This is a genomic window from Streptomyces caniscabiei (assembly GCF_014930365.1).
Lineage (GTDB): Bacteria > Actinomycetota > Actinomycetes > Streptomycetales > Streptomycetaceae > Streptomyces > Streptomyces caniscabiei.
In genome coordinates this window covers 439,358-458,710 of record NZ_JABXWI010000004.1, presented here as the reverse complement: position 1 = coordinate 458,710, position 19,353 = coordinate 439,358, and the positions used below count along the sequence as shown (strand labels likewise).

Here is a 19,353-nt window from a genome sequence, read left to right as displayed (position 1 = left end):
ATGGAACACCCGGCGTTCGTCTTGCGTCAATGCTGTTGACATAAGGGCCCACTGCCCCTTCACTGCCGGTACGCGCCCCGACCGACAGGAGCCCTCGATGCCCAGCCGTGTCCCGCAGGAACGCAGCCGCCGCCGCCCCACCCGCTCGGGCGTGATCCTCTCCGAGGAGCTGATCGTGGAGACCGCGCTGCGGCTGATCGGCGAGCACGGCCCGGAGGCGCTCAGCGTGCGCCGGCTCGGCACCGCCCTGGGCTGCGACCCCAGCGCCCTCTACCGCTACTTCCACGGCACCGACGACCTGGTGCTCGCCATCGCCGACCGCATCATCGGCGACGCGATGGCGGGCTTCGTCCCCGGCGACGACTGGGTGGCCGCCCTGCGCGAGATGGCGCTGCGGGTCCGCGACGGCTACCTCGCCCACCCCAGGGCGGCCGCCTTCGCCTCGTACCGGGTGACCCGGCGTCCGAACGAGATCCGTGCCGTCGACACCGGCATCGGGCTGCTGCTCGCGGCGGGCTTCGGGCCGGCCGACGCGAGTCGCCTGTATCTGACGTTCATCGACACCGTGCTCAGCCACGCGGCGATGGAGGCGGCGTTCCAGGCGCTCCCGCGCGGGCAGCGGGAGGCCGACGATCGGGCGTGGAGCGAGGTCTACCAAGGGCTGGACCCGGCGGTGTACCCCGCCCTGACGGCCGTGCGCCAGGATCTGCGGGCGATGGGCGGGAGCTCCTTCGAGGGCGCGGTCGACCTGCTGCTGGAGGCGCTGGCGGCCCGCGCGCCGAGGGGCTGAACCGGGGCCCCTCCGCAAAGACCTATCCGCAAAGATCTCTTCGCAAAGAGATATTCGCAAAGAGATATTCGCAAAGAGATATTCGCAAAGAGATATTCGCAAAGAAGCCTTTGCGAAGAACCCTTTGTGGTCTAGCCTCGTGGGGTGACCGATGCGATGAAGAGGCCCGAGGGCGTGAGTGTCGAGGAGACCTCCGTCGTTCTGGATGCCAAGGGGCTGCGTGCCATGGCGCACCCGGTGCGGGTGCAGCTGATCGGGCTGCTGCGGAAGTACGGCCCGTCGACGGCGACCCGGCTCGCCGAGCGGCTGGGCGTGAACTCCGGGACGGCCAGCTACCACCTGCGCCAGCTCGGGGCGGCCGGATTCGTCGAGGAGGACACGGGACGTGGCAACGCGCGCGAGCGCTGGTGGCGTTCGGTGCATCAGACGACCGAGCTCAGCGACCGCGAACTGGTCGAACGGGAGCCCGAGGCCACCATGGCGTTCCTCCAGTCCGTCGCCACCACGTACACCCTGCGCACTCAGCAGACGCTGAACGAGCTGCAGACGATGCCCGGCGCGTGGCGGGACACCTTCGACATGAGCGACTGGGCGTTGCGGCTCACGCCCGAGGAGGCCGTCGCCCTGCGGCAGGAGCTGCGGGACGTCATCGCCCGGTACCGGAAGGACACGCCCGAGGAGGCGGCGAGCGCCCCGGAGGGAGCCCGGCGGATCGGCGTCGTCGCCCACATCCTGCCGGAACTGGACGCGCCCGCCGCGTCGGAGACCGAGGCGGGGGAGGAGACGTCGTGACGGGGGACGCCTTAGGCACCGACGGCGCGCCGCCCGGAGGACGGTCGTCCTTACGGCCGCTGGGCGGGGTGCTGGCGGCCATGGCGGTGTCGCTGACCGGTACGCGGGTGTCGGCGGTCGCACTGCCCTGGTTCGTCCTGGTCACGACCGGCAGCGCCACACTGACCGGACTGGTCGCCTTCGCCGAGACGGCTCCGTACGTGGTGGTCAAGGCGCTCACCGGGCCGCTGGTGGACCGGGTCGGCCCCCGAACCGTCTCCTGGACCACGGACCTCGCCAGCGCGACCGCTGTCGCCGCCGTCCCGCTGTGCCACGCCCTGCACCTGCTGTCGTTCCCGCTGCTGCTGGTCCTGGTCGCGGTGATCGGCGCCGCCCGGGGACCCGGGGACCTGGCCAAGGAGGTCATGGTCCCGGAAGCGGCGGAGCGCGGTGGGGTGCGGCTGGAGCGGGCGACCGGCCTGTCCGGCGCGACGGAGCGGCTCGCGTCCACCGTCGGCCCGGCCGCCGGTGGCTCGCTGGTGGCGCTGCTGGGCCCGTTGCCCGTGCTGGTCCTCAACGCGGGATGCTTCGCTCTCGGGTCGGTGATCACCGCGTTGGCGCTGCCTCGCCGGGTGGGGGAGCACGCCGAGGGCGCCTCGTCGCCGGCCGGGGAGACGGGGGCGGGCTACTGGAAACGCTTCGGCGAGGGCTTCGCCTTTCTGCGGACCGAGCCGTTGCTGCTCACCGTGATCGTCATGGTGGGGATCACCAACCTGCTCGACGCCGCGTTCATGACGGTGCTCATGCCCGTCTGGGCCAAGGAGTCCGGCAACGGGCCGTCGGCGATCGGTCTCACCGGCAGCGCGATGGGAGCCGCGGCGGTCGCGGGAAGTCTGATAGCGGCCCTGGCCGCACACCGGCTGCGCCGGAGGCTCGTGTTCCTCGGCGGGTTCCTGCTGGCCGGTGCTCCGAGATTCCTGATCCTCACCGTCGACGCTCCGCCGGGAGTGGTGCTGGCCGTCTTCGCGGTCAGTGGATTCGGCGCGGGCTTCCTCAACCCGGTGATCGGGGCCGTCCTCATCGAGCGGGTCCCACGCCGGTTGCTGGGCCGGGTCAACGCGCTGGGCGACTCGCTGGCGTGGGCGGGCACCCCGCTCGGCGGGCTGATCGCCGGGGCGGTGGTGTCCTCGACCGGCCTCGTGCCCGTACTGCTCGTCTGCGGAGCCGTGTACTTCCTCATCACGAGCCTCGCGGGACTGCGGCCGGAGTGGCGCGAGATGGACCGCCGGACCGGCAAGAACGTCGCGCGGTGGCACCCCGAGAAAACCGCTCCCCACCCCAACCAGGAAGCGACGAGCTGACGTTCGGACGGCTGCACGGATGACCCCGGACACCGGTACGTCGGACTGCGGCGGCGCCGTCCGGCGTCCCCGCGCAACGGTGTTCAACGAACCGGCAGCCACGCGTCGACGACTGTCGTGAGTTCTTCCCGGCTCTGGAAGACGTGCCCGTTCAGGCCGACCGCCCGGGCCGCGCGGACGTTCTCCTCACGGTCGTCGACGAACAGGAAGTCGGCGGGAACGGACTGCAGGGCGACGACGCAGTACTGGAAGGCGGCCGGGTCGGGCTTGGCGGCACCGATCCTTCCGGAGAAGGCGAGGTGGTCGAGGTCGCGCAGCCAGGGCTGGGCAGCCAGGAAGGCGTCCGCGTGGTCCGCGGGAATGTTGGACAGGAGTGCGACCCGGGCGCGGTCCCGCAGGCTCCGAGCGTAGGTGACCATGGAGTCGTCGACGCGGGACCAGCTGTCGATGTCGGTGAGCCGCAGCTCTTCGATCGTGTCGGCGTCGGCGGGGCGGGACAGTGCGTGGAGGACGTCGGTCCAGTACGTGGAAGCGGTCTGCCGACCGGCGTCGTAGGGCGGGCGGTGGGTCCAGTAGGCCGTGGTGAAGGCGTCGGCGGGTGCCTGGCAGCGAGCGGCCATCCTCTCCAGGGCGCCCGGGCGCTGGTGGCGGGCGATGACCCCGAAGAGGTCGAAGAGCACGATACGGCGGCGGTCGGTGGTCATGAGGTCGGTTCCCTCGCGGTCTCGGGGCGTTCGGGTCAGTGGCGGTGGGGCAGGGCGCGGGCGAGCGAGTCCAGCGCGCCCAGGCGGTCGGGGCCCGCTGGGGCGAGGACGACGCCGGTCGCGCCGGCGGCGTGGCGCGCCTCGATCGCCGCGCGGGCCTGGTCGGGGGTGCCGGCGACGGTCAGCGCGCGGACCCAGTCCGCGGGCATCGTCCGGGCGAAGTGCCGCCCGTCGGGGCCGGCGGAGCGGTGTGCGCGCAGTTCCTCGGCGAAGGGCAGGGGGTCGATGTGCGCGGCCCACTGCGGCTCGCCGACCGACTCAAGGGTGGTGCGGACGCGGTCGAGGGCGGCTTCCTCGTCGTCGTCCACGGCCGCGGCGTCGTAGACGACGATCTCCCGGGGGTTCGCGAAGGGGCCCAGGTTGCGCAGGGAGGCGGTGATGTAGGCGGGTGCGGCGGGCTCGGCCAGGAGGAGTCCGTCGGCGACCTCGCCCGCGACGGCCTGCGACTTGGGACCGCGGACGCCCAGGATCACCGGGGGCACGGTGTCCGGGATCTCGGTGAGGACCACGCCCTCGCAGCGTACGTATCGGCCGTTCTCGGGACCGGGCTCACCGGCGACGAGCAGGCGGAGCGCTCGCGCGTACTCCTTGATCAGTGTCAGGGGGCTGGCGGGCCAGGACCCGACCTGGCGCATCCAGCCGGGCATGCCGTGTCCGATGCCCGCGATGAGCCGGCCGGGATGGAGCTGGGCGAGGGTGGCCAGTTCCATCGCGGCGAAACACACGTTGCGGGCGCCGGCGGGCATGATCCCGATCCCGACGGTGAGGTTCGTGGTGGAGGCCAGGACCGTGGCCGCCTGGGCGACGCCGCCGCGCCAGCCGAGGTCCTCCACCACCCAGACCTGGTCGAACCCCAATTCCTCGGCCCGCCGGACGTAGGGCAGCACCTGACCGACGGGAAGATCGAGCGGCAGCATGACACCGACACGGCCGCGGGCGGGGTGTGCGGGGGACTCGGACATCGGGGGCTCCTTCGGTCGGCTGAGGGCTTCGTGCCCGGCCCTGGTGACCGGGAGAGGGGAGCTCGTGCGGCACGGGCGTGTCAGGGAGGACCGTGCCGCACAAGCGGTCAGTGGTGGCCGGCCGCCATCTCGCACCGGCGCGTGCGAGCGGCGGTTGTCTCGGCCTGGCGGGGCTGGTCGGCCGTCTCCGTCTCCGCCTGGCGGATGAGGTCGGGGCCGGTGCGCAGCACGCGGGCACCTACGGCGGTGGTCACGCACAGCAGGATCAACAGGACGAAGGCGTGGTCGAGGGCGACGAGGTGGGTCAGCCAGCCGATCACGGCGGGGCCGGCGAGCATGCCGACGTAGCCGAGTCCGGCGACGCGGGAGACGTTGGCCCCCGCTGCGGCGGGGTCGGCGTGCCCGGCCGCGCTGAAGAGCTGCGGGACACAGCCGGACAGGCCCAGGCCGAACAGCGCCCAGCCGGTGAACACGGCCCACATTCCCGGGCCGAGGACCACGAGGGTGATGCCGGCGGCGGCCATGGCCGCGCCGTTGCGCAGGATCGCCGGGGAACCGAACCGGGCGGCGAAGGGGTCGGCGAGCAGTCGGCCGACGGTCATGGCCGCGGCGAAGGTGCCGTACGCGAAGGCCGCCGTGCCGGCGGACGCACCCATGACGTCCTTCAGGCGCAGGGCGCTCCAGTCATTGGCGGCGCCCTCGCACAGCATGACCATCAGCGCCAGGACGGCCAGCAGCCGGACCCGGCCCCTGGTGTCGCCGCCCTCGGCGGCCGGTGACGTCCCGTTCTCGGGTGTGGAGGCGCGGGCCTCAGGGCCGGGTGCGGCAGGCAGCAGGGCGCGTGCCGCGGCCAGGGCGACGCCGACCCCCAGGACTCCCATGACGGCCATGGCCGCGGCCGGGTTCAAGCCGGCGCCGGCGGTGCCCGCTCCGGCGAGGGCGGCGAGGACACCGCCGACGGAGAACGTGGCATGGAAGCCGGACATGACGGGGCGGCCGTACGCCTTCTCCACATGCACGGCGTGGGCGTTCATGCTCACGTCCAGGCAGCCGTTGCACAGCCCGAAGACCAGCAGCGCGGCGGCCAGCGTCCACGGATCGTGGGCGAGACCGGGCAGGAACAGGGTCGTGCCGCACAGGACGCCGCCGGCGGGCACCACGACACGGGTGCCGAGGCGGTCGGTCAGCGGTCCGGCCACCTGCATGCCTGCGAAGGCCCCGAGCCCGAGCACCACCAGCAGGCCGCCGAGCGCGGCGTGGCTGATGCCCACGCGTTCCTCGATCGCGGGAATGTGCACCACCCAGGTGCCCAGCAAGGTGCCGTACAGGACGAAGTAGACATAGGTCGCCACGCGGGCGGCTCGCAGGGAACGTTCCATGCCGACCACCATAACGAACAGGATGGATGTTTGAAACAAGCCTAATCCAACAGTCTTGTTGTTCATTTCACAGGTGGTGTTCAATCGCGGCATGAGCAACGCAGACCGCCACGGGCTGATCGCGAAGGCCGTCAGGGACTCCGGAGGTGTCACGGTCCAGGAACTGGCGGAGCTGACCGGCGCCTCGGAGATGACCATCCGCCGCGACCTCGACGTCCTCGCCGCCCAGGGAGTCCTCGAACGCGTCCGCGGCGGGGCGCGCACCCTGCTGCTCCGGGGCGAGGAGCCCCCCTTCGCGCTGCGCGCCCACGAGGCGGTCGACGCCAAACGCCGGATCGCCGCGGAGATCTCCGCTCTCATCGCCGACGGTGAGAGCGTCCTGCTGGACAGCGGCACCACCTGTCTGGAGGTCGCCCGCCTCCTGCGCGAACGGCCCGTCACCGTGATGCCCCTGTCCCTCCAGGCAATCCACCTGCTCGGCGCGGCACCCGGCCCGGCCACTCTGGTCGTGCCCGGCGGCCAGCCCCGCGCCGCCGAGGGGGCCCTCACCGGCCCCCTCACCCTCGCCTCCCTGGCAGCCCTGCGCTTCGACACCGCCGTCATCGGCTGCTGCGGACTGACCGCGGCCGACGGTGTGACCGCCTACGACCTCGACGACGCCGCGGTGAAGAAGGCGGCCGTCGCCTCCTCCCGCCGCGTCATCGCCGCAGCCGACGGCAGCAAGCTCGGCCACACCGCCTACGCCCACGTCGGCCCGGCCACCCTCGTGCACACCCTGGTCACCGACGCCTCCGCGGTCGCCGACGAGGTCACCGCGCTCGAAGCCGGGGGAACCGTCGTCCGGACCGTCTGACCTCGTTCGTCCGTACGTCAGCCGGCCGACGCACGGACGAACGAGGCCGCCCTCTCGCCGATCATGATGGCGGGGGCGTTGGTGTTCCCGGTGACGAGGGTCGGCATGATCGACGTGTCCGCCACGCGGACGTTCTCCAGCCCGCGCACCCGGAGTTCGTGGTCGACGACCTTGCCCATCATGCAAGTGCCCGACGGGTGGTAGAAGGAGAACGACTGGGTGCGGATGAAGTCGTCGATGTCCTGGTCGCTGTCCGACAGCGGGGCGAGTCCGGCGTCGGCGGCACCGCGCAGGTCCGACCGCAGCAGGGACGTCAGCCGCTGTTCGCGGGCGATGCGCATGCACAGGCGCACACCCTCGCGCAGGCGTCGGCGGTCGTCGGGGTCGTCGAGGTAGTTGTGGAAGATGCGCGGCTTGGCGTACGGGTGGGAGTGCCGCAGCCGCACCGAGCCTCGGCTCGCGGGCCGCGCCACGTAGGGCCCGAACGACATTCCGGGCTCCAGCGGCGCGGCGAGACCCTCGTCGCGGACGATCCCCAGCGCGGCGTGGACCTGGATGTCCGGGGCGGGGAGGTCGTCGCTGGAGCTGAAGAAGCCGCCGGTCTCGTTCCAGGCCAGCGGGCCGGTGCCCTGGCGGCGCAGCTGCTGCTCCTCCGCGGAGGTGTCCGGTCCCAGGAGCGGCTCGGTGTCGCTGAAGAAGCTGATGAAGCACCCGGTGTGGTCCTGCATGTTCCTGCCGACGTCCGGCAGGTCGTGCAGCGGGGTGATCCCGCCCGCGGTCAGTTCGTCGGCCGGTCCGACACCGGACTGCAGGAGCAGGTGGGGAGAGTTGTAGGCCCCGAGGGACAGCACGATCTCACGGTCGACATGGATGGTCCGGACGGTTCCGAGGTGGTCGACCTCCAGGCCGGTGGCCCGCGAACCGTCGAAGCTCAGGCGCAGGGCGGTCGTCGAGGGAAGCACGGTGAGGTTCGCACGACCGGCGGCCGGTTCCAGGAAGGCGATCGCGCTGCTGCACCGCAGGCCGCCTCGCTGCGTGACCTGGTGGTAGCCCACGCCCTCCTGCTCGGCTCCGTTGAAGTCCGGGTTGTGCTTGTACCCCGCGTCCTGAGCGGCCTCGACCCATGCCGTCAGCAGCGGGTGGACGGAGCGGGGGTCACTGACGGTGAGAGGGCCGCCGACGCCGTGGAAGCCGTCGGCTCCGCGCTCGTTGTCCTCGGACTTCTTGAAGAACGGCAGGACGTCGTCGTACCCCCAGCCCGGGTTGCCGAGCCGCTCCCATGTGTCGTAGTCGTAGCGGTGCCCGCGCACGTACAGCATGGTGTTCATCGAGCTGGTGCCGCCGATCACGCGGCCACGGGGCAGGTAGGCGCGGCGCCCCGCGAGCTGCGGCTCGGGTTCCGTCTCGAAGTCCCAGTCGAACGCTGTCTTGAGCTGCTGCGAGAACAGCGCGGGGATCTCGAAGAGGCGGCCCCGGGCCGGCGGCCCCGCCTCGATCAGCGCGACCGTGACAGCCGGATCCTCGGACAGCCGGGCCGCCACCGCACAACCGGCCGATCCGGCCCCGACGACCACGTAGTCGTACGATTCCCTGTCCATTTCGCCTCCGTGGAACTCTGGTCGCCCTGATCGGCGCCTGATGGTTCTCGGAGAGGCTAGAGAGGCCGGGCATGCCGGGTACATGCACGAGGTGAGTAACTCAGGCGGCAGTCATTACGCATTCCGTGCATGTGTTGGGTCCATGCCGCTGCTTAGGCTCTCCTGGAACCATCGCGGCAAGGAGCATCACTTCTCGCCTCCCGTACCCGAGCGCCCAAGGGATTCCCACACATGTCCCATCCGGTCCGTCAGGATTACACACCCCCGGAGCTGCGGCCCGAGGCCTTCGTTTCCCCAGGTACCGCCGAGGAGATCAGCACGGATGTCCTGATCATCGGCTCCGGCATGGGCGGGTCCTCGCTGGCCTGGGCGCTGAAGGACTCCGGTCTCGACGTGCTCGTCGCGGAACGCGGACGTTTCCTTCCGCGCGAACCCGAGAACTCGCAGCCGGCCGAGATGTACATCAAGCGCCGGTACAAGAACGCCGGCTATTGGTACGACGGCAGCACCGGCGAGCCGTTCGCGCCGGGTGTCTATTACTGGGTGGGCGGAAACACCCGTTTCTACGGCGCGATGCTGCCTCGTTTCCGGCGCAGCGACTTCACCGAGGTGCAACATCACGAAGGTGTCTCGCGTGCCTGGCCCTTCGCCTACGAGGACCTGGAGCCCTTCTACACCGCCATGGAGGAGTTGCTCCAGGTTCACGGTCAGACCGGTGAGGACCCGACCGAGCCGCCCCGCTCCAAGCCCTACCCGTATCCGGCACTCCAGCACGAACCGGAGATCGAGCGGTTCTCCCGGTCGCTGCGCCGGCAGGGCCTGCACCCGTTCCACACACCGAACGCCCTGAACATCAGCACGCAGGCCGACCGCGCCGCCGTGACGACCGCCGACGGCTGCCCGGACGGGACGGGCATGAAGTCCGACGCCGAGAACCGGCTTCTGCTCCCCGCCTTGAGCGACGGCGTCAGGATCCTCACGGGCGCGGAGATCATCCGCCTGATCACTTCGCCCGACGGCCGAAAGGTCGTCGCCGCCGAGGCACGGCACGAGGGCCGGATCATCCGTGTCAACGCCAAGACCTTCGCCCTCGCCGGAGGTGCCGTCAACTCGGCCGCGCTGCTGCTGCGTTCGGCCGACAACGCGCACCCCCGGGGACTCGCCAACTCCTCCGGACTGCTGGGCCGCAACTACATGGTCCACAACAGCACGTTCTTCGTCGGGGTCGACCCGCTGCGGACCAACCCCACGCAGTGGCAGAAGACGCTCGGCCTGAACGACTTCTACGAAGCCGGGCCGGGGACGCGCTTCCCGCTCGGGAACCTCCAGATGCTGGGCAAGTTGCAGGCCCCCATGCTCAAGCCCGCGCGCCCGTGGGCGCCGAACTGGGCCCTGAAGCTCATGGCGGCCAGAAGTCTCGACATCTACCTGACCACCGAGGACCTCCCGTCCCGGGACAACCGGGTGCGCGTGGACGGCGACCGCATCCTCATCGACTGGACGCCGACCAACCTCGCCCCCCACCACGAACTCGTGCGCCGGGTGACCCGGGCGGTCCGCAAGGCCGGCTATCCGCTGATCTTCACCCAGCGCATGGGGATCGAGACCAACTCCCACATGTGTGGCACGGCCGTGGCGGGTCACGACCCGGCCCAGAGCGTGCTCGATCCCCTCTGCCGCAGCCATGACGTCGACAACCTCTGGGTGGCCGACTCGTCGTTCTTCCCGTCCTCCGCGGCGCTCAACCCGGCTCTGACGATCGGCGCGAACGCCCTGCGCATCGCCCCGTCCCTCGCCAGGGCGACGAAGGGCTGACGTCGTGGCGGCGAGGACGGTCAGGTCCGCCGCAGCGTCGGCTTGCGCAGCAGATCGTGTCCGCGTACGGCCAGTTGCAGCCGCTGCTGGTTGCTGACCTGCGTGAGGTCGAGGCCGAGGATCTCGGAGAGCCTGTCGAGGCGGTGGTAGAGCGTGCGGCGCTGGATGAAGAGACCCTCCGCCGCCCGGGCCTTGTTGCCACCGCAGTCGAGGAAGGCGCGCAGGGTGGGCAGGAGGGGGTTCCTCACCAGGGCGTCGTGCTCGAGGAGCGGCCCGAGTTCGTCCTCGACGTACCGTCTGAGCTCGGGCCCCTCGGAGAGCGCGACGAGGAGGCGCAACGCGCCCAGATCGTCGAAATGACGCACCTCCGCGGTCGAGGCCGCGGCCGCGACGGACGCCGCGCTGCGGCTCTGGCGCAGCGCCAGCGGAAGAACCGCCGGCTCCACGATCCGGCTGATGCCGGCCCGTGTCCCGTGATCGGCCAGCAGGGTCCGCACGCGCGTGGCGTCGGCGCGGGCGGGCAGGCCCACCACCGCCACGTCGAAGTCGCCTGTGTCGCCCACGACGGCGGGCCAGCCGGCCTCCTGCAGCAGACGGGCGAGGAGGTGGTCCTTCGTCGGCTCCTCGTCCCCCGCCCAGGCCGTGACGACGATCAGATCCCGTCCGCGCAGATCCTGGCCGAGCGCCAGGCCGAGAGTCACGAACCGCTCTCCGCTGATGTCGCCGAGCAGGAGCCGGTTGAGCAGTGCCGTCTGGCGCTGGGAGGCGCGGGCGCCGCTCTCCCGCTCGCTCAGCAGCGAGATCGCCACGGCCGCGGCTGCCCGCTCCAGGGTGCGCAGTTCGGGCGGGCTCGGGCGCTGTCCGCCGTGCAGAAGGTGCAGCCAGCCCCATGACTCGCCGCGGAGCACCACGGGCTGGCGGGCGCACGGCGCGACCTCGCGGAACGAGGCCGCCGCGGCGGTGGGGACCCCGGGTCCTTGCGCCGGGAGCGAGGGGTGGCGTTCGTGGATCGCCCGGGAGTGCGCGCTCCACTCGTCCACGACCTGGTCGGCCTCCGGCGTCGCGCCCCCGTACGCCAGCATCTGGTGGGCGACGTCCTCCAGCACCACGGGGTGCCCGGTGCGGCGGGCCAGTTCCCTGACCACGCCGACGTAGTCCTCGTCCGCCAGCAGCAGGTCCATGAACGCCTGGCTGGTGGCCTCCTCCGCGATCAGCTGTTTGACGCGCATCCCGACCAGGACCTCGTGGACCTGGGCCGAGGTCTCGACGAACGGGATCTCGTCGGCGAGTCCCACCAGGGGCAGGCTGACCGCCTCCGCCTCCTCGATCACGGCCTCCGGCATCGAGTCGAACATGCGCCCGGCCAGTTCGACGACGAGGACGGCCGCGTGGGCGTCCGCCAGCCGTCGGATGAAAGCCCGCTGCTCCAGCGCCGTCGCGCCCATGCCGAGGCCGGCGGTCAGCAGCATCTCCTGACCTGTGAGGAAGCGATGGATGTCCGGGATCTCGCCGGTGTGCACCCAGCGCACGGGACGGTCGAGATTCCTCTCCCCGGCGTACACACGCACGGTGGTGCGCGTGAACACCTCCAACTCCAGTGCGGCGCGAACCGTCAGGATCTCAGCCATGAACCACTACCTCGATATGTGCACGTTGCACAGCCAATATTGCACACACTGTGCCTGTCTTCCCTCTCCTTGGTTCCCCAGACTTCAGGTCAAGCCCGCAGACACGACCCCTACAAGGAGTGCGGAGTGTCAGCCCAACACAAGATCATCAAGGCTCCGGTCGCCGTGAAGACGGCACGGACCAGCCGTCCGGAAATCGTCGAGACCGTCGCAGACGTGATCGCCGACGTACGGGCCAACGGCGACGCCGCCGTACGCCGCTGGTCGCAGAAGTTCGACGACTGGAGCCCCGAGTCCTACCGGCTCGGTCCCGACCAGATCGCCTCCGTCGTCTCCTCCGTCCCCGAGACGGTCCTCGACGACCTGCGGTTCGTCCAGAAGCAGGTCCGGGGCTTCGCCCAGGCCCAGCGCGACTCCCTCACCGCCTTCGAGGTGGAGACACTGCCCGGAGTGTTCCTGGGGCAGCGCAACATCCCCATCGGCGCCGCCGGCGCCTACGTGCCCGGCGGCCGCTACCCCCTCACCGCGTCGGCCCACATGACCGTCCTGACCGCCAAGGTCGCCGGTGTCGAACGGGTCGCCGCGACGACCCCGCCCGACCGCGGCGCGCCGCCACCCGTCAGCATCGCCGCGATGCACCTGGCCGGTGCCGACGAGATCCACGTCATGGGCGGCGTCCAGGCCGTGGCCGCCCTGGCACTGGGCACCGAGACGATCGACGCCGTCGACATGCTCGCCGGCCCCGGCAACGCCTACGTGGCGGAGGCCAAGCGCCAGCTGTTCGGCGAGGTCGGCATCGACCTCTTCGCCGGGCCGACGGAGGTGCTGATCGTCGCGGACGAGACCGCGGACCCGTTCGTCGTGGCGACGGACCTGCTGTCCCAGGCCGAACACGGGCCCGACTCCCCGACGGTCCTCATCACGACGTCAGAGGAGGTGGGCACGCGGACCATCGCCTGGGTGGACAGGCTGCTGCCCGACCTGTCCACCGGAGAGGTCGCCGGCCGGGCCTGGCGCGACCACGGCGAGGTGATCGTGGTCCCCAGCCTGGACGCCGCCTACGCACTCGCCGACGAGTACGCCAGCGAGCACGTCCAGATCCTCACCGCCGAGCCCCGCGAGGCACTGCACCGGATGCGCAACTACGGCGCCCTGTTCCTCGGGGACAAGACCTGCGTCGCGTACGGCGACAAGGTCATCGGCACCAACCACGTGCTCCCCACCCTGGGCGCGGCCCGCTACACCGGCGGCCTCTGGGTCGGCAAGTACCTCAAGACCGTGACCTACCAGGAGGTCAGGGACGCCGCCTCCAGCGCCCGGCTCGGCGAGATCTGCGGCAGGGCCTCACGCATCGAGAACTTCGAGGGACACGCGCGCTCGGGGGACGTCCGCGCCGCGCGCTACGGAACGGCACCGCTGGACTGGGCCGACCACACCTTCGAGCAGTGCTGATCCGCGTGATGGATCGCGACTTACGCCGGACCGCTGAAGCGGCGCGGCAGTTCGACAAGGAGTACCTCCCCTTCGACCCATGGAGATGGTCATGTCAGCCACCGACAACGAGGCGCACACGGCGCCCAGATCCACCCCCGTAGGCCCAGCGGACGGGGGCGGGAGCCCCGCCTCCTCGGCCGCGGACGCGGAAATGCTCGCCGTACTCGGCTATGAGCAGAAGTTCGACAGAAAGGTCAGCCTGTGGGCGAACTTCGCCCTGGGCTTCGTCTACCTCTCGCCCCTCGTGGGCGTCGTGGCCCTCTTCGCGGTCGGACTGGCGACCGGCGGCGGGCCGTCCGTCTTCTGGATCGGCATCGTCGGGGGCGGACAGTTCCTGGTCGCGCTGGTCTTCGGGGAGGTCGTCTCGCAGTTCCCGCTCGCGGGTGGGCTCTACCAGTGGGTCAGACGGCTGTGGAACGGGCGCTACGCCTGGTTCAACGCCTGGACGTACATCTGCTGCATCACCATCGGCATCACCAGCACCGCCCTGTTCAGCTCGGACTTCGTGGCCAGCCTCTTCGCCGGAACGGCCGACGAGCCCGGCATCAGCTCCACCCCCACCCAGCGCCTGTGGATCGCGATCGCCGTGACCGTCCTCTGCCTGATCTGCAACTGCTTCGGCACCCGGACACTGGCGCTGATCTCGAAGATCGGACTCGCGGCCGAGCTGATCGGCATCGTTCTCGTGGGCTTCTACCTGTTGATCTTCGAGCGGCACAACTCCGTCTCGATCTTCTTCCAGACCAGCAGCTCCACCCACGACAGCTACTTCATGGCCTTCATCGCCGCCTCTCTCGTCGGCCTCTTCCTCTTCTACGGCTTCGAGGCGTGCGGCGAGATCGCGGAGGAGGTCCCCAACCCCTCCCGCAGCATCCCGCGGGCCATGCAGCTGACCGTGGCCGTCGGCGGAGTGGCCGCTCTCCTCGCGTTCGTCGGGTACGCCCTCGCCGCTCCCGACCTCGGCTCGATCCTCTCGGGCGAGGACACCAACCCGATCCCCTCGATCCTGCAGAGCTCACTCGGCATCGTGGGCACGAAGATGGTCCTCGCGGTCATCATCACGTCCTTCATCGCAGGCGTGATGAGCCAGCAGGCCGCCGCGAGCCGGATCGTCTTCTCCTTCGCCCGCGACGACATGTTCCCGGGGTCCCGCGTCTTCTCGCAGATCACCCGCAAGCACCGCGTCCCCATGAACGCGCTGCTGGCCGTGAACGTCCTGCCGCTGGTGATCTTCGTGTTCGTGTACTTCACGCCCGACTCCCTCACCAAGATAGTGGCGTTCCAGATGCTGGCCGGATACGCCGCGTTCATGATGGTCGTACTGGCCGCGCTGCGGATGCGTCTGAAGGGCTGGCGTCCCGCCGGGGCCTGGACGCTGGGCCGCTGGGGTCTCGTGGTGAACGTGGCGGCCCTGGCCTACGGCCTGCTCGGGATGGTTCTGCTCGCCTGGCCCACCGGCGACTCCGCAACCCCGTTCATGGACCGGTGGATCGCGCTCATCGGCTTCCTCGTCGTCTCCGCCGTGGGGCTGGTCTACCTGTTGACCGCGAAGCCTGAGCGCAAGTCCACCGCGCCGGAAGGCGACGCCATGGAGGTGGCCGAGCGCCTGCGCAGCCGTGCCGCGGCCCTGGAGAGCACGACCGGAGGGAACCCCGCATGACACGAGTCCTGTATCTGTACGGAGGCTGGCCGGGGCACAAGCCCTACCAGGTGGCCGAGGAATGGGCCCTCCCGATCTTCAAGAACCTCGGCTACGAGGTCGACGAGACCAACGACATCTTCTGCCTCGACGCCGACCTCACCGGCTACGACCTGATCGCGCTCAACTGGAACAACGCCCTGCTGTCGGAGGGGCTGACCGCCGCGCAGGAGTCGAACCTGCTGGGCGCGGTGGAGAGCGGCACCGGGATCGCCGCCTGGCACGGCGCGGCCGCCGCGTTCCGTACCAGCCTCAAGTACCACTGGCTGCTCGGCGGCAGCTTCCTCGAACACCCCGCCGGCGAGGGCGTGAAGTATCCCTACGAGGTCACCGTCACGGACGCCGACCACCCGATCACCGCCGGGGTGAAGGACTTCCGGGTCGCCTCGGAGCAGTACTACATGTCCGTCGACCCCAACAACCATGTCCTGGCCGAGACCGCCTTCACCGGTGAACACCTGCCGTGGCTGGAGGGAAAAACGATCCCCCAGGCCTGGACCCGCACGTGGGGGCAGGGCCGCGTCTTCTACAGCGCGGTCGGACACGACCTCGACGACCTCCAGAACCCGGACGTCACCCGCCTGTGCACCCAGGGCTTCGCCTGGGCCGCCCGTCAGAACGCCTGATCCCACGGTCCTTGATCCCACCGTCCGACCCGAGCTGATCGGAAACCCACCATGCCCGTCCTCACCGGAGGCCAGATCGTCGCGCGGACCCTGCGCAACTACGGGGTCGACGTCGTCGCCGGCATCCCCGGCCACGGCATCTGGTCACTGACCGACGCCTTCCTCGACGACGAGTCCAGGATCCCCTTCATCCAGACCTTCCACGAGCAGAGCGCCGTCCACCTCGCCGACGGCTACTACCGCGTCACCGGCCGCCCGCAGGCCGCGGTGACCTCCATCGGCGCAGGCGCGAGCAACACCGTCATCGGCATGGGCACCGCGTTCACGGACTCCACGAGTGTCCTCGTCGTCACGGGCGGCCCGCCGACCCACATGCGCGGCCACGGACTCCTCCAGGAACTCGACCGCTACACGGCCAACGACTTCCCCAAGGTGGCCGAGGCCGTCAGCAAACGGCACTGGGTCGTCACCCGGGTCGAGGAACTCCCCTTCGTCCTGCACCGCTGTTTCAACTCCATGCTGACCGGCCGCCCCGGCCCGGTGCACCTCGAAATCCCCATGGACGTCCAGGCCGAAGCCGCGGACGTGCAGCTCCACGACCTGGAGCGGCGCATCCCGGTCGGCCGCCAGCACCCCGACCCGGAAGCCGTGGAGCGTGCGGTCGACGTGCTGCGCGCGGCCACCCGGCCGGTCATCGTGGTCGGCGGCGGTGCGATCACCTCCGAGGCGTCCGACCAGGTCCTCGCGCTCGCCGAGCGGTGGCAGATCCCGGTCGTCACCACCTGGAACGGCAAGAGCGCCTTCCCCGAGGACCATGAACTGTTCGCCGGCAGCGTCGGCCAGACCGGCACGATGACCGGCAACGCCATCGCCAGCTCCGCAGACGTCGTGATCTCGGTCGGCTGCCGCTTCACCGACTGGTCCGCCTCCAGCTACGCCAAGGGCATCAGCTTCTCCATCCCGCCCGCCAAGCTCATCCACATCGACATCGACCCCCACGAGATCGGCAAGAACTACCCCGCCGAAGTGGGCATCGTCGCCGACGCGCAGCGCGCCGTGGCCGCCATCGTCGACTCCCTCCCTTCCAAGGGCGTCGACCGCTCCGAGTACCTCGCCGAACTCGCCCGGCTCAAGCAGGACTGGGAGGAGAGGCTCGCCGGCCGCCGCGACAGCGACCGCTTCCCGTTCACCTCGCAGCGCCCGCTCGGCGCCCTGCGCTCCGTCCTCCCGCGCGACGCGATCATCGTCGCCGGGTCGGGCAACACCCAGGGGGCGGTCAAGCAGACCTTCCCCGTCTACTCCCCGCGCACCCACCTCACCTCCGGTGGCTTCTCCTCCATGGGCTGGGCCATCCCGGCGGCCGTCGGCGCCAAGCTCGCCCGACCGGACAGCCCGGTCGTGTGCGTCCTCGGCGACGGCGACTTCCTCATGACCTCCCAGGAAATCGCCCTGAGCGTCACCGCCGGCGCACCGGTCATCTTCGTCGTCCAGAACAACGCGGGCTACATGTCCATCCGCGGCGGCCAGCGCAAGCAGACCTCGCGCCACATCGGCACCGAGTTCTCCCACCCCGACGGTTCGCCCTACAGCCCCGACTTCGCGGCCATGGGCCGGGCCTTCGGGATCGAGTCGTGGAAGGTCAACGACGCCGCGTCCCTGGAGCCGACCCTGCGCAAGGCGGTCCAGTCCGGGGCTCCCGCCGTGATCGAGGTGCCCACGGACCGCGACGCCGCAGGCCCCTGGGTCCCCGGCTGGTGGGACTTCCCGATCCCGGCGTACATCGACGACGAACGCCAGGACGAGTACCACCGCACCCGGGCCACGGAGCAACACCTCTGACCCGCCCCGAGCCTGCCACCGCCGCCCGCGCCGCCGAGACCCGGCAGCGCGGGCGGTTCGGCGTCCGCACACGTGGGGCGTACGGCGAAGGTCTCACCGCTCCCAGTTCGTTCTCAGCTCGCCGAGGGCGGCCGCCACGTCGTGGCCGTGGTGGCCCTCGCCCGGCAGTACCGCCGATACGCCGTGCGGCAACTCTGTGGTTTCGTCGACGACACCGCTGAGGCATTCGCCTCGCTGGACCAGGGGAAGTGATCATGACCGAGCGGGACGTCATCCTCAACGAACTCGCCCAAGGTCTGCGCCCGTTGGCACAGGGCATCGAGTGGTTCGACACCTGCGGCCCGGAGGAGCAGGCCGAGGTGCTCATGTTCCTGCGCCATCACTGCGTGCAGGCCCGCGCCGTCACCGAGGACGGACCAGAGAGCATCCGGCGTGCCGGGCTGCGCCCGACGCACACACCTGCGGTTCTGATCACCCGGGGCCCCATCGACCAGCAACTGGGCAGGATCGCCGGTCTCACTCCTGTCGATGAACGTCGCAAGGCGTTCCGGCTGCTGGTCGCGGTACTCGCGGTCGCGGACGAACGGCGCCGCGACCGCTTCTGCTCCGGCGGATGCGGTCACTGGTGGCACAACCTGCCCGTCGCCACGGGGGAATGACGCGTTCTTACGCCGCCGCGCCGATCACCGCGCTCAACCACATGGCATTGCCATGCTGGCGGTGCAGGCGCGGTGGCCTCGATGGTCTCGGCGGGCAGGTCAGCGCCAGTCGTCGATCACGTACGCGGCCGGGTGGCTGTAGCCGGGCTCGTTGGGCCTGTGCATCGTCACGCCCTGGAGCCAGGTACGGAAGCCGCGGTCGACCATGGATCGGTAGGCGTCCTCGCGGGCCAGGTTCATTCCGGCGTCCAGTTGTCCCAGGCCCTTCTCGGCGGCCAACTGCTCGCACGCGTCCAGCAGCCGTTCGAACCGTTCCGCCGCGCCCGGGCCGGGCCGTACGGCGCCGAACTTGACGAAGCACACGTCCTCACCCGCCTCCGACCCCGCTCCGCAGTGGCAGACGGCCAGACCGTCGAGACCGGAGTCGGCGCCGTCGAGGAGGACGGTGTCACCGAGCCGCTGCTCCTGTGCGGCCGTGATCTCGCGCTCCATGTTCAGGCCCTCGTACACGGCTTCGGTCAGTGCGCGACCGAGGCCCAGCGCGTCGGGCCGCTCGGCCGCGGTCAGCTCGCCGTACAGCACACGGCCGGGGACCGCCGCACTCACGGCGACCTGTTTCTTCATGATGGCCGTGAGGAACCGGGGCCAGAAGCCGTACCGGCGGTAGAGCTCCAGGTGCTTGGGACTGTGCGAGAAGGTGAACAGGCCCAGATGGCGGTTCTCCCAGCTGTCGAAGCAGGCCATGACCGGTTCCATGAGGCGCCTGCCGACGCCCTGGTCCCACAGGTCCGGGCGTACGGTCAACGGGCCGAAGAACCCGACACTGCCCCAGTCGGCGGCGAAGTTCGAGCCGACGACCTCGCCCTCGACGGTCGCCGCGAAGGCCGCGTGCGGATCCGCCGCCCAGCGGGTGCGGACGTAGTCGGCGCTCCCGAAGAACGTCTCCGGCTCAGGGCTCCCGAGGAAGGTCCCGAAGGCCACCCTGAAGATCTCGTCGGCCCGGTCCAGGTCCTGCTCGGCCAGCGGGCGGACCGACACCGAGGCCGCGACATTCGTTCGCTTCGTCGCGGGCATGATCGCCCTCCTCTCCGCCCCCTTCCATCGCACCACGCACC

The 19,353-nt window shown here is 70.6% G+C and carries 16 protein-coding genes; 10 read left to right on the top strand and 6 right to left on the bottom strand.

Going from position 1 to position 19,353, the window contains the following annotated elements; genetic code table 11:
• Positions 1–97: 97 nt before the first annotated feature.
• From HW837_RS13730 to HW837_RS13720, 3 genes are all read left to right on the top strand, one after another.
• The gene (locus HW837_RS13730; protein WP_193379645.1) at positions 98–790 is read left to right on the top strand and encodes a TetR/AcrR family transcriptional regulator; all 693 of its coding nucleotides are present in this window, start codon (positions 98–100) and stop codon (positions 788–790) included.
• Between the two features lie 156 nt (positions 791–946).
• Positions 947–1,582, top strand: coding sequence for an ArsR/SmtB family transcription factor (locus HW837_RS13725; RefSeq protein WP_193379808.1), 636 nt, complete (start codon positions 947–949; stop codon positions 1,580–1,582).
• 80 nt (positions 1,583–1,662) lie between these two features.
• Positions 1,663–2,922: an MFS transporter gene (locus HW837_RS13720; RefSeq protein ID WP_193379809.1), complete on the top strand. Its 1,260-nt coding sequence runs from the start codon at positions 1,663–1,665 to the stop codon at positions 2,920–2,922.
• An 83-nt stretch (positions 2,923–3,005) separates the two neighbouring features.
• Here the strand turns inward: HW837_RS13720 and HW837_RS13715 are convergent, their stop codons facing one another.
• The 3 genes from HW837_RS13715 to HW837_RS13705 all read right to left on the bottom strand — a co-directional run bounded on the left by HW837_RS13715 (position 3,006) and on the right by HW837_RS13705 (position 6,027).
• Positions 3,006–3,626 (bottom strand): HAD family hydrolase, encoded by a 621-nt coding sequence (locus HW837_RS13715; protein WP_093793032.1) that lies wholly within the window; start codon positions 3,624–3,626, stop codon positions 3,006–3,008.
• Positions 3,627–3,661: 35 nt separating this feature from the next.
• Positions 3,662–4,648, bottom strand: coding sequence for an LLM class flavin-dependent oxidoreductase (locus HW837_RS13710; RefSeq protein WP_045561318.1), 987 nt, complete (start codon positions 4,646–4,648; stop codon positions 3,662–3,664).
• A gap of 107 nt (positions 4,649–4,755) precedes the next feature.
• A complete protein-coding gene (locus tag HW837_RS13705) occupies positions 4,756–6,027 on the bottom strand; it encodes an MFS transporter (RefSeq protein ID WP_237270161.1) in 1,272 nt (423 codons plus the stop codon).
• A gap of 91 nt (positions 6,028–6,118) precedes the next feature.
• Here HW837_RS13705 and HW837_RS13700 point away from each other — a divergent pair, with 91 nt between their 5' ends.
• The gene (locus HW837_RS13700) at positions 6,119–6,880 is read left to right on the top strand and encodes a DeoR/GlpR family DNA-binding transcription regulator (protein ID WP_193379647.1); all 762 of its coding nucleotides are present in this window, start codon (positions 6,119–6,121) and stop codon (positions 6,878–6,880) included.
• 17 nt (positions 6,881–6,897) lie between these two features.
• Here the strand turns inward: HW837_RS13700 and HW837_RS13695 are convergent, their stop codons facing one another.
• Positions 6,898–8,478, bottom strand: coding sequence for a GMC family oxidoreductase (locus tag HW837_RS13695; RefSeq protein WP_045561315.1), 1,581 nt, complete (start codon positions 8,476–8,478; stop codon positions 6,898–6,900).
• Between the two features lie 231 nt (positions 8,479–8,709).
• Here HW837_RS13695 and HW837_RS13690 point away from each other — a divergent pair, with 231 nt between their 5' ends.
• Positions 8,710–10,293, top strand: a complete 1,584-nt coding sequence (locus HW837_RS13690) for a GMC oxidoreductase (protein ID WP_193379648.1) — start codon at positions 8,710–8,712, stop codon at positions 10,291–10,293.
• Between the two features lie 20 nt (positions 10,294–10,313).
• On the opposite strand, the gene HW837_RS13685 is transcribed toward HW837_RS13690, so the two are convergent.
• Positions 10,314–11,921, bottom strand: coding sequence for a PucR family transcriptional regulator (locus tag HW837_RS13685; protein WP_193379649.1), 1,608 nt, complete (start codon positions 11,919–11,921; stop codon positions 10,314–10,316).
• A gap of 126 nt (positions 11,922–12,047) precedes the next feature.
• On the opposite strand from HW837_RS13685, the gene hisD reads away from it, so the two are divergent.
• From hisD to HW837_RS13660, 5 genes are all read left to right on the top strand, one after another.
• On the top strand, positions 12,048–13,373 hold the full coding sequence (gene hisD / locus HW837_RS13680; protein WP_045561312.1) for a histidinol dehydrogenase: 1,326 nt from the start codon (positions 12,048–12,050) through the stop codon (positions 13,371–13,373).
• A 91-nt stretch (positions 13,374–13,464) separates the two neighbouring features.
• Positions 13,465–15,075, top strand: coding sequence for an APC family permease (locus HW837_RS13675; RefSeq protein ID WP_078853792.1), 1,611 nt, complete (start codon positions 13,465–13,467; stop codon positions 15,073–15,075).
• Positions 15,072–15,740, top strand: coding sequence for a ThuA domain-containing protein (locus HW837_RS13670; RefSeq protein WP_193379650.1), 669 nt, complete (start codon positions 15,072–15,074; stop codon positions 15,738–15,740). The genes HW837_RS13675 and HW837_RS13670 overlap by 4 nt, the downstream gene beginning before the upstream one ends.
• A 51-nt stretch (positions 15,741–15,791) precedes the next feature.
• Complete coding sequence (locus tag HW837_RS13665; protein WP_045561310.1) at positions 15,792–17,579, top strand: thiamine pyrophosphate-binding protein; 1,788 nt, start codon at positions 15,792–15,794, stop codon at positions 17,577–17,579.
• Between the two features lie 254 nt (positions 17,580–17,833).
• Positions 17,834–18,238 (top strand): DUF5958 family protein, encoded by a 405-nt coding sequence (locus tag HW837_RS13660; protein ID WP_193379651.1) that lies wholly within the window; start codon positions 17,834–17,836, stop codon positions 18,236–18,238.
• A 99-nt stretch (positions 18,239–18,337) separates the two neighbouring features.
• Here HW837_RS13660 and HW837_RS13655 read toward each other — a convergent pair whose 3' ends face one another.
• Positions 18,338–19,312 (bottom strand): GNAT family N-acetyltransferase, encoded by a 975-nt coding sequence (locus tag HW837_RS13655; RefSeq protein WP_045561308.1) that lies wholly within the window; start codon positions 19,310–19,312, stop codon positions 18,338–18,340.
• Between the last annotated feature and the right edge of the window lie 41 nt (positions 19,313–19,353).

Bases quoted from the DNA above. Each gene is read 5' to 3' on its own strand.
- HW837_RS13730 (WP_193379645.1), top strand. From the start codon at position 98: ATGCCCAGCCGTGTCCCGCAGGAACGCAGCCGCCGCCGCCCCACCCGC.
- HW837_RS13725 (WP_193379808.1), top strand. From the start codon at position 947: ATGAAGAGGCCCGAGGGCGTGAGTGTCGAGGAGACCTCCGTCGTTCTG.
- HW837_RS13720 (WP_193379809.1), top strand. From the start codon at position 1,663: ATGGCGGTGTCGCTGACCGGTACGCGGGTGTCGGCGGTCGCACTGCCC.
- HW837_RS13715 (WP_093793032.1), bottom strand. From the start codon at position 3,626: ATGACCACCGACCGCCGCCGTATCGTGCTCTTCGACCTCTTCGGGGTC.
- HW837_RS13710 (WP_045561318.1), bottom strand. From the start codon at position 4,648: ATGTCCGAGTCCCCCGCACACCCCGCCCGCGGCCGTGTCGGTGTCATG.
- HW837_RS13705 (WP_237270161.1), bottom strand. From the start codon at position 6,027: ATGGAACGTTCCCTGCGAGCCGCCCGCGTGGCGACCTATGTCTACTTC.
- HW837_RS13700 (WP_193379647.1), top strand. From the start codon at position 6,119: ATGAGCAACGCAGACCGCCACGGGCTGATCGCGAAGGCCGTCAGGGAC.
- HW837_RS13695 (WP_045561315.1), bottom strand. From the start codon at position 8,478: ATGGACAGGGAATCGTACGACTACGTGGTCGTCGGGGCCGGATCGGCC.
- HW837_RS13690 (WP_193379648.1), top strand. From the start codon at position 8,710: ATGTCCCATCCGGTCCGTCAGGATTACACACCCCCGGAGCTGCGGCCC.
- HW837_RS13685 (WP_193379649.1), bottom strand. From the start codon at position 11,921: ATGGCTGAGATCCTGACGGTTCGCGCCGCACTGGAGTTGGAGGTGTTC.
- HW837_RS13675 (WP_078853792.1), top strand. From the start codon at position 13,465: ATGTCAGCCACCGACAACGAGGCGCACACGGCGCCCAGATCCACCCCC.
- HW837_RS13670 (WP_193379650.1), top strand. From the start codon at position 15,072: ATGACACGAGTCCTGTATCTGTACGGAGGCTGGCCGGGGCACAAGCCC.
- HW837_RS13665 (WP_045561310.1), top strand. From the start codon at position 15,792: ATGCCCGTCCTCACCGGAGGCCAGATCGTCGCGCGGACCCTGCGCAAC.
- HW837_RS13660 (WP_193379651.1), top strand. From the start codon at position 17,834: ATGACCGAGCGGGACGTCATCCTCAACGAACTCGCCCAAGGTCTGCGC.
- HW837_RS13655 (WP_045561308.1), bottom strand. From the start codon at position 19,312: ATGCCCGCGACGAAGCGAACGAATGTCGCGGCCTCGGTGTCGGTCCGC.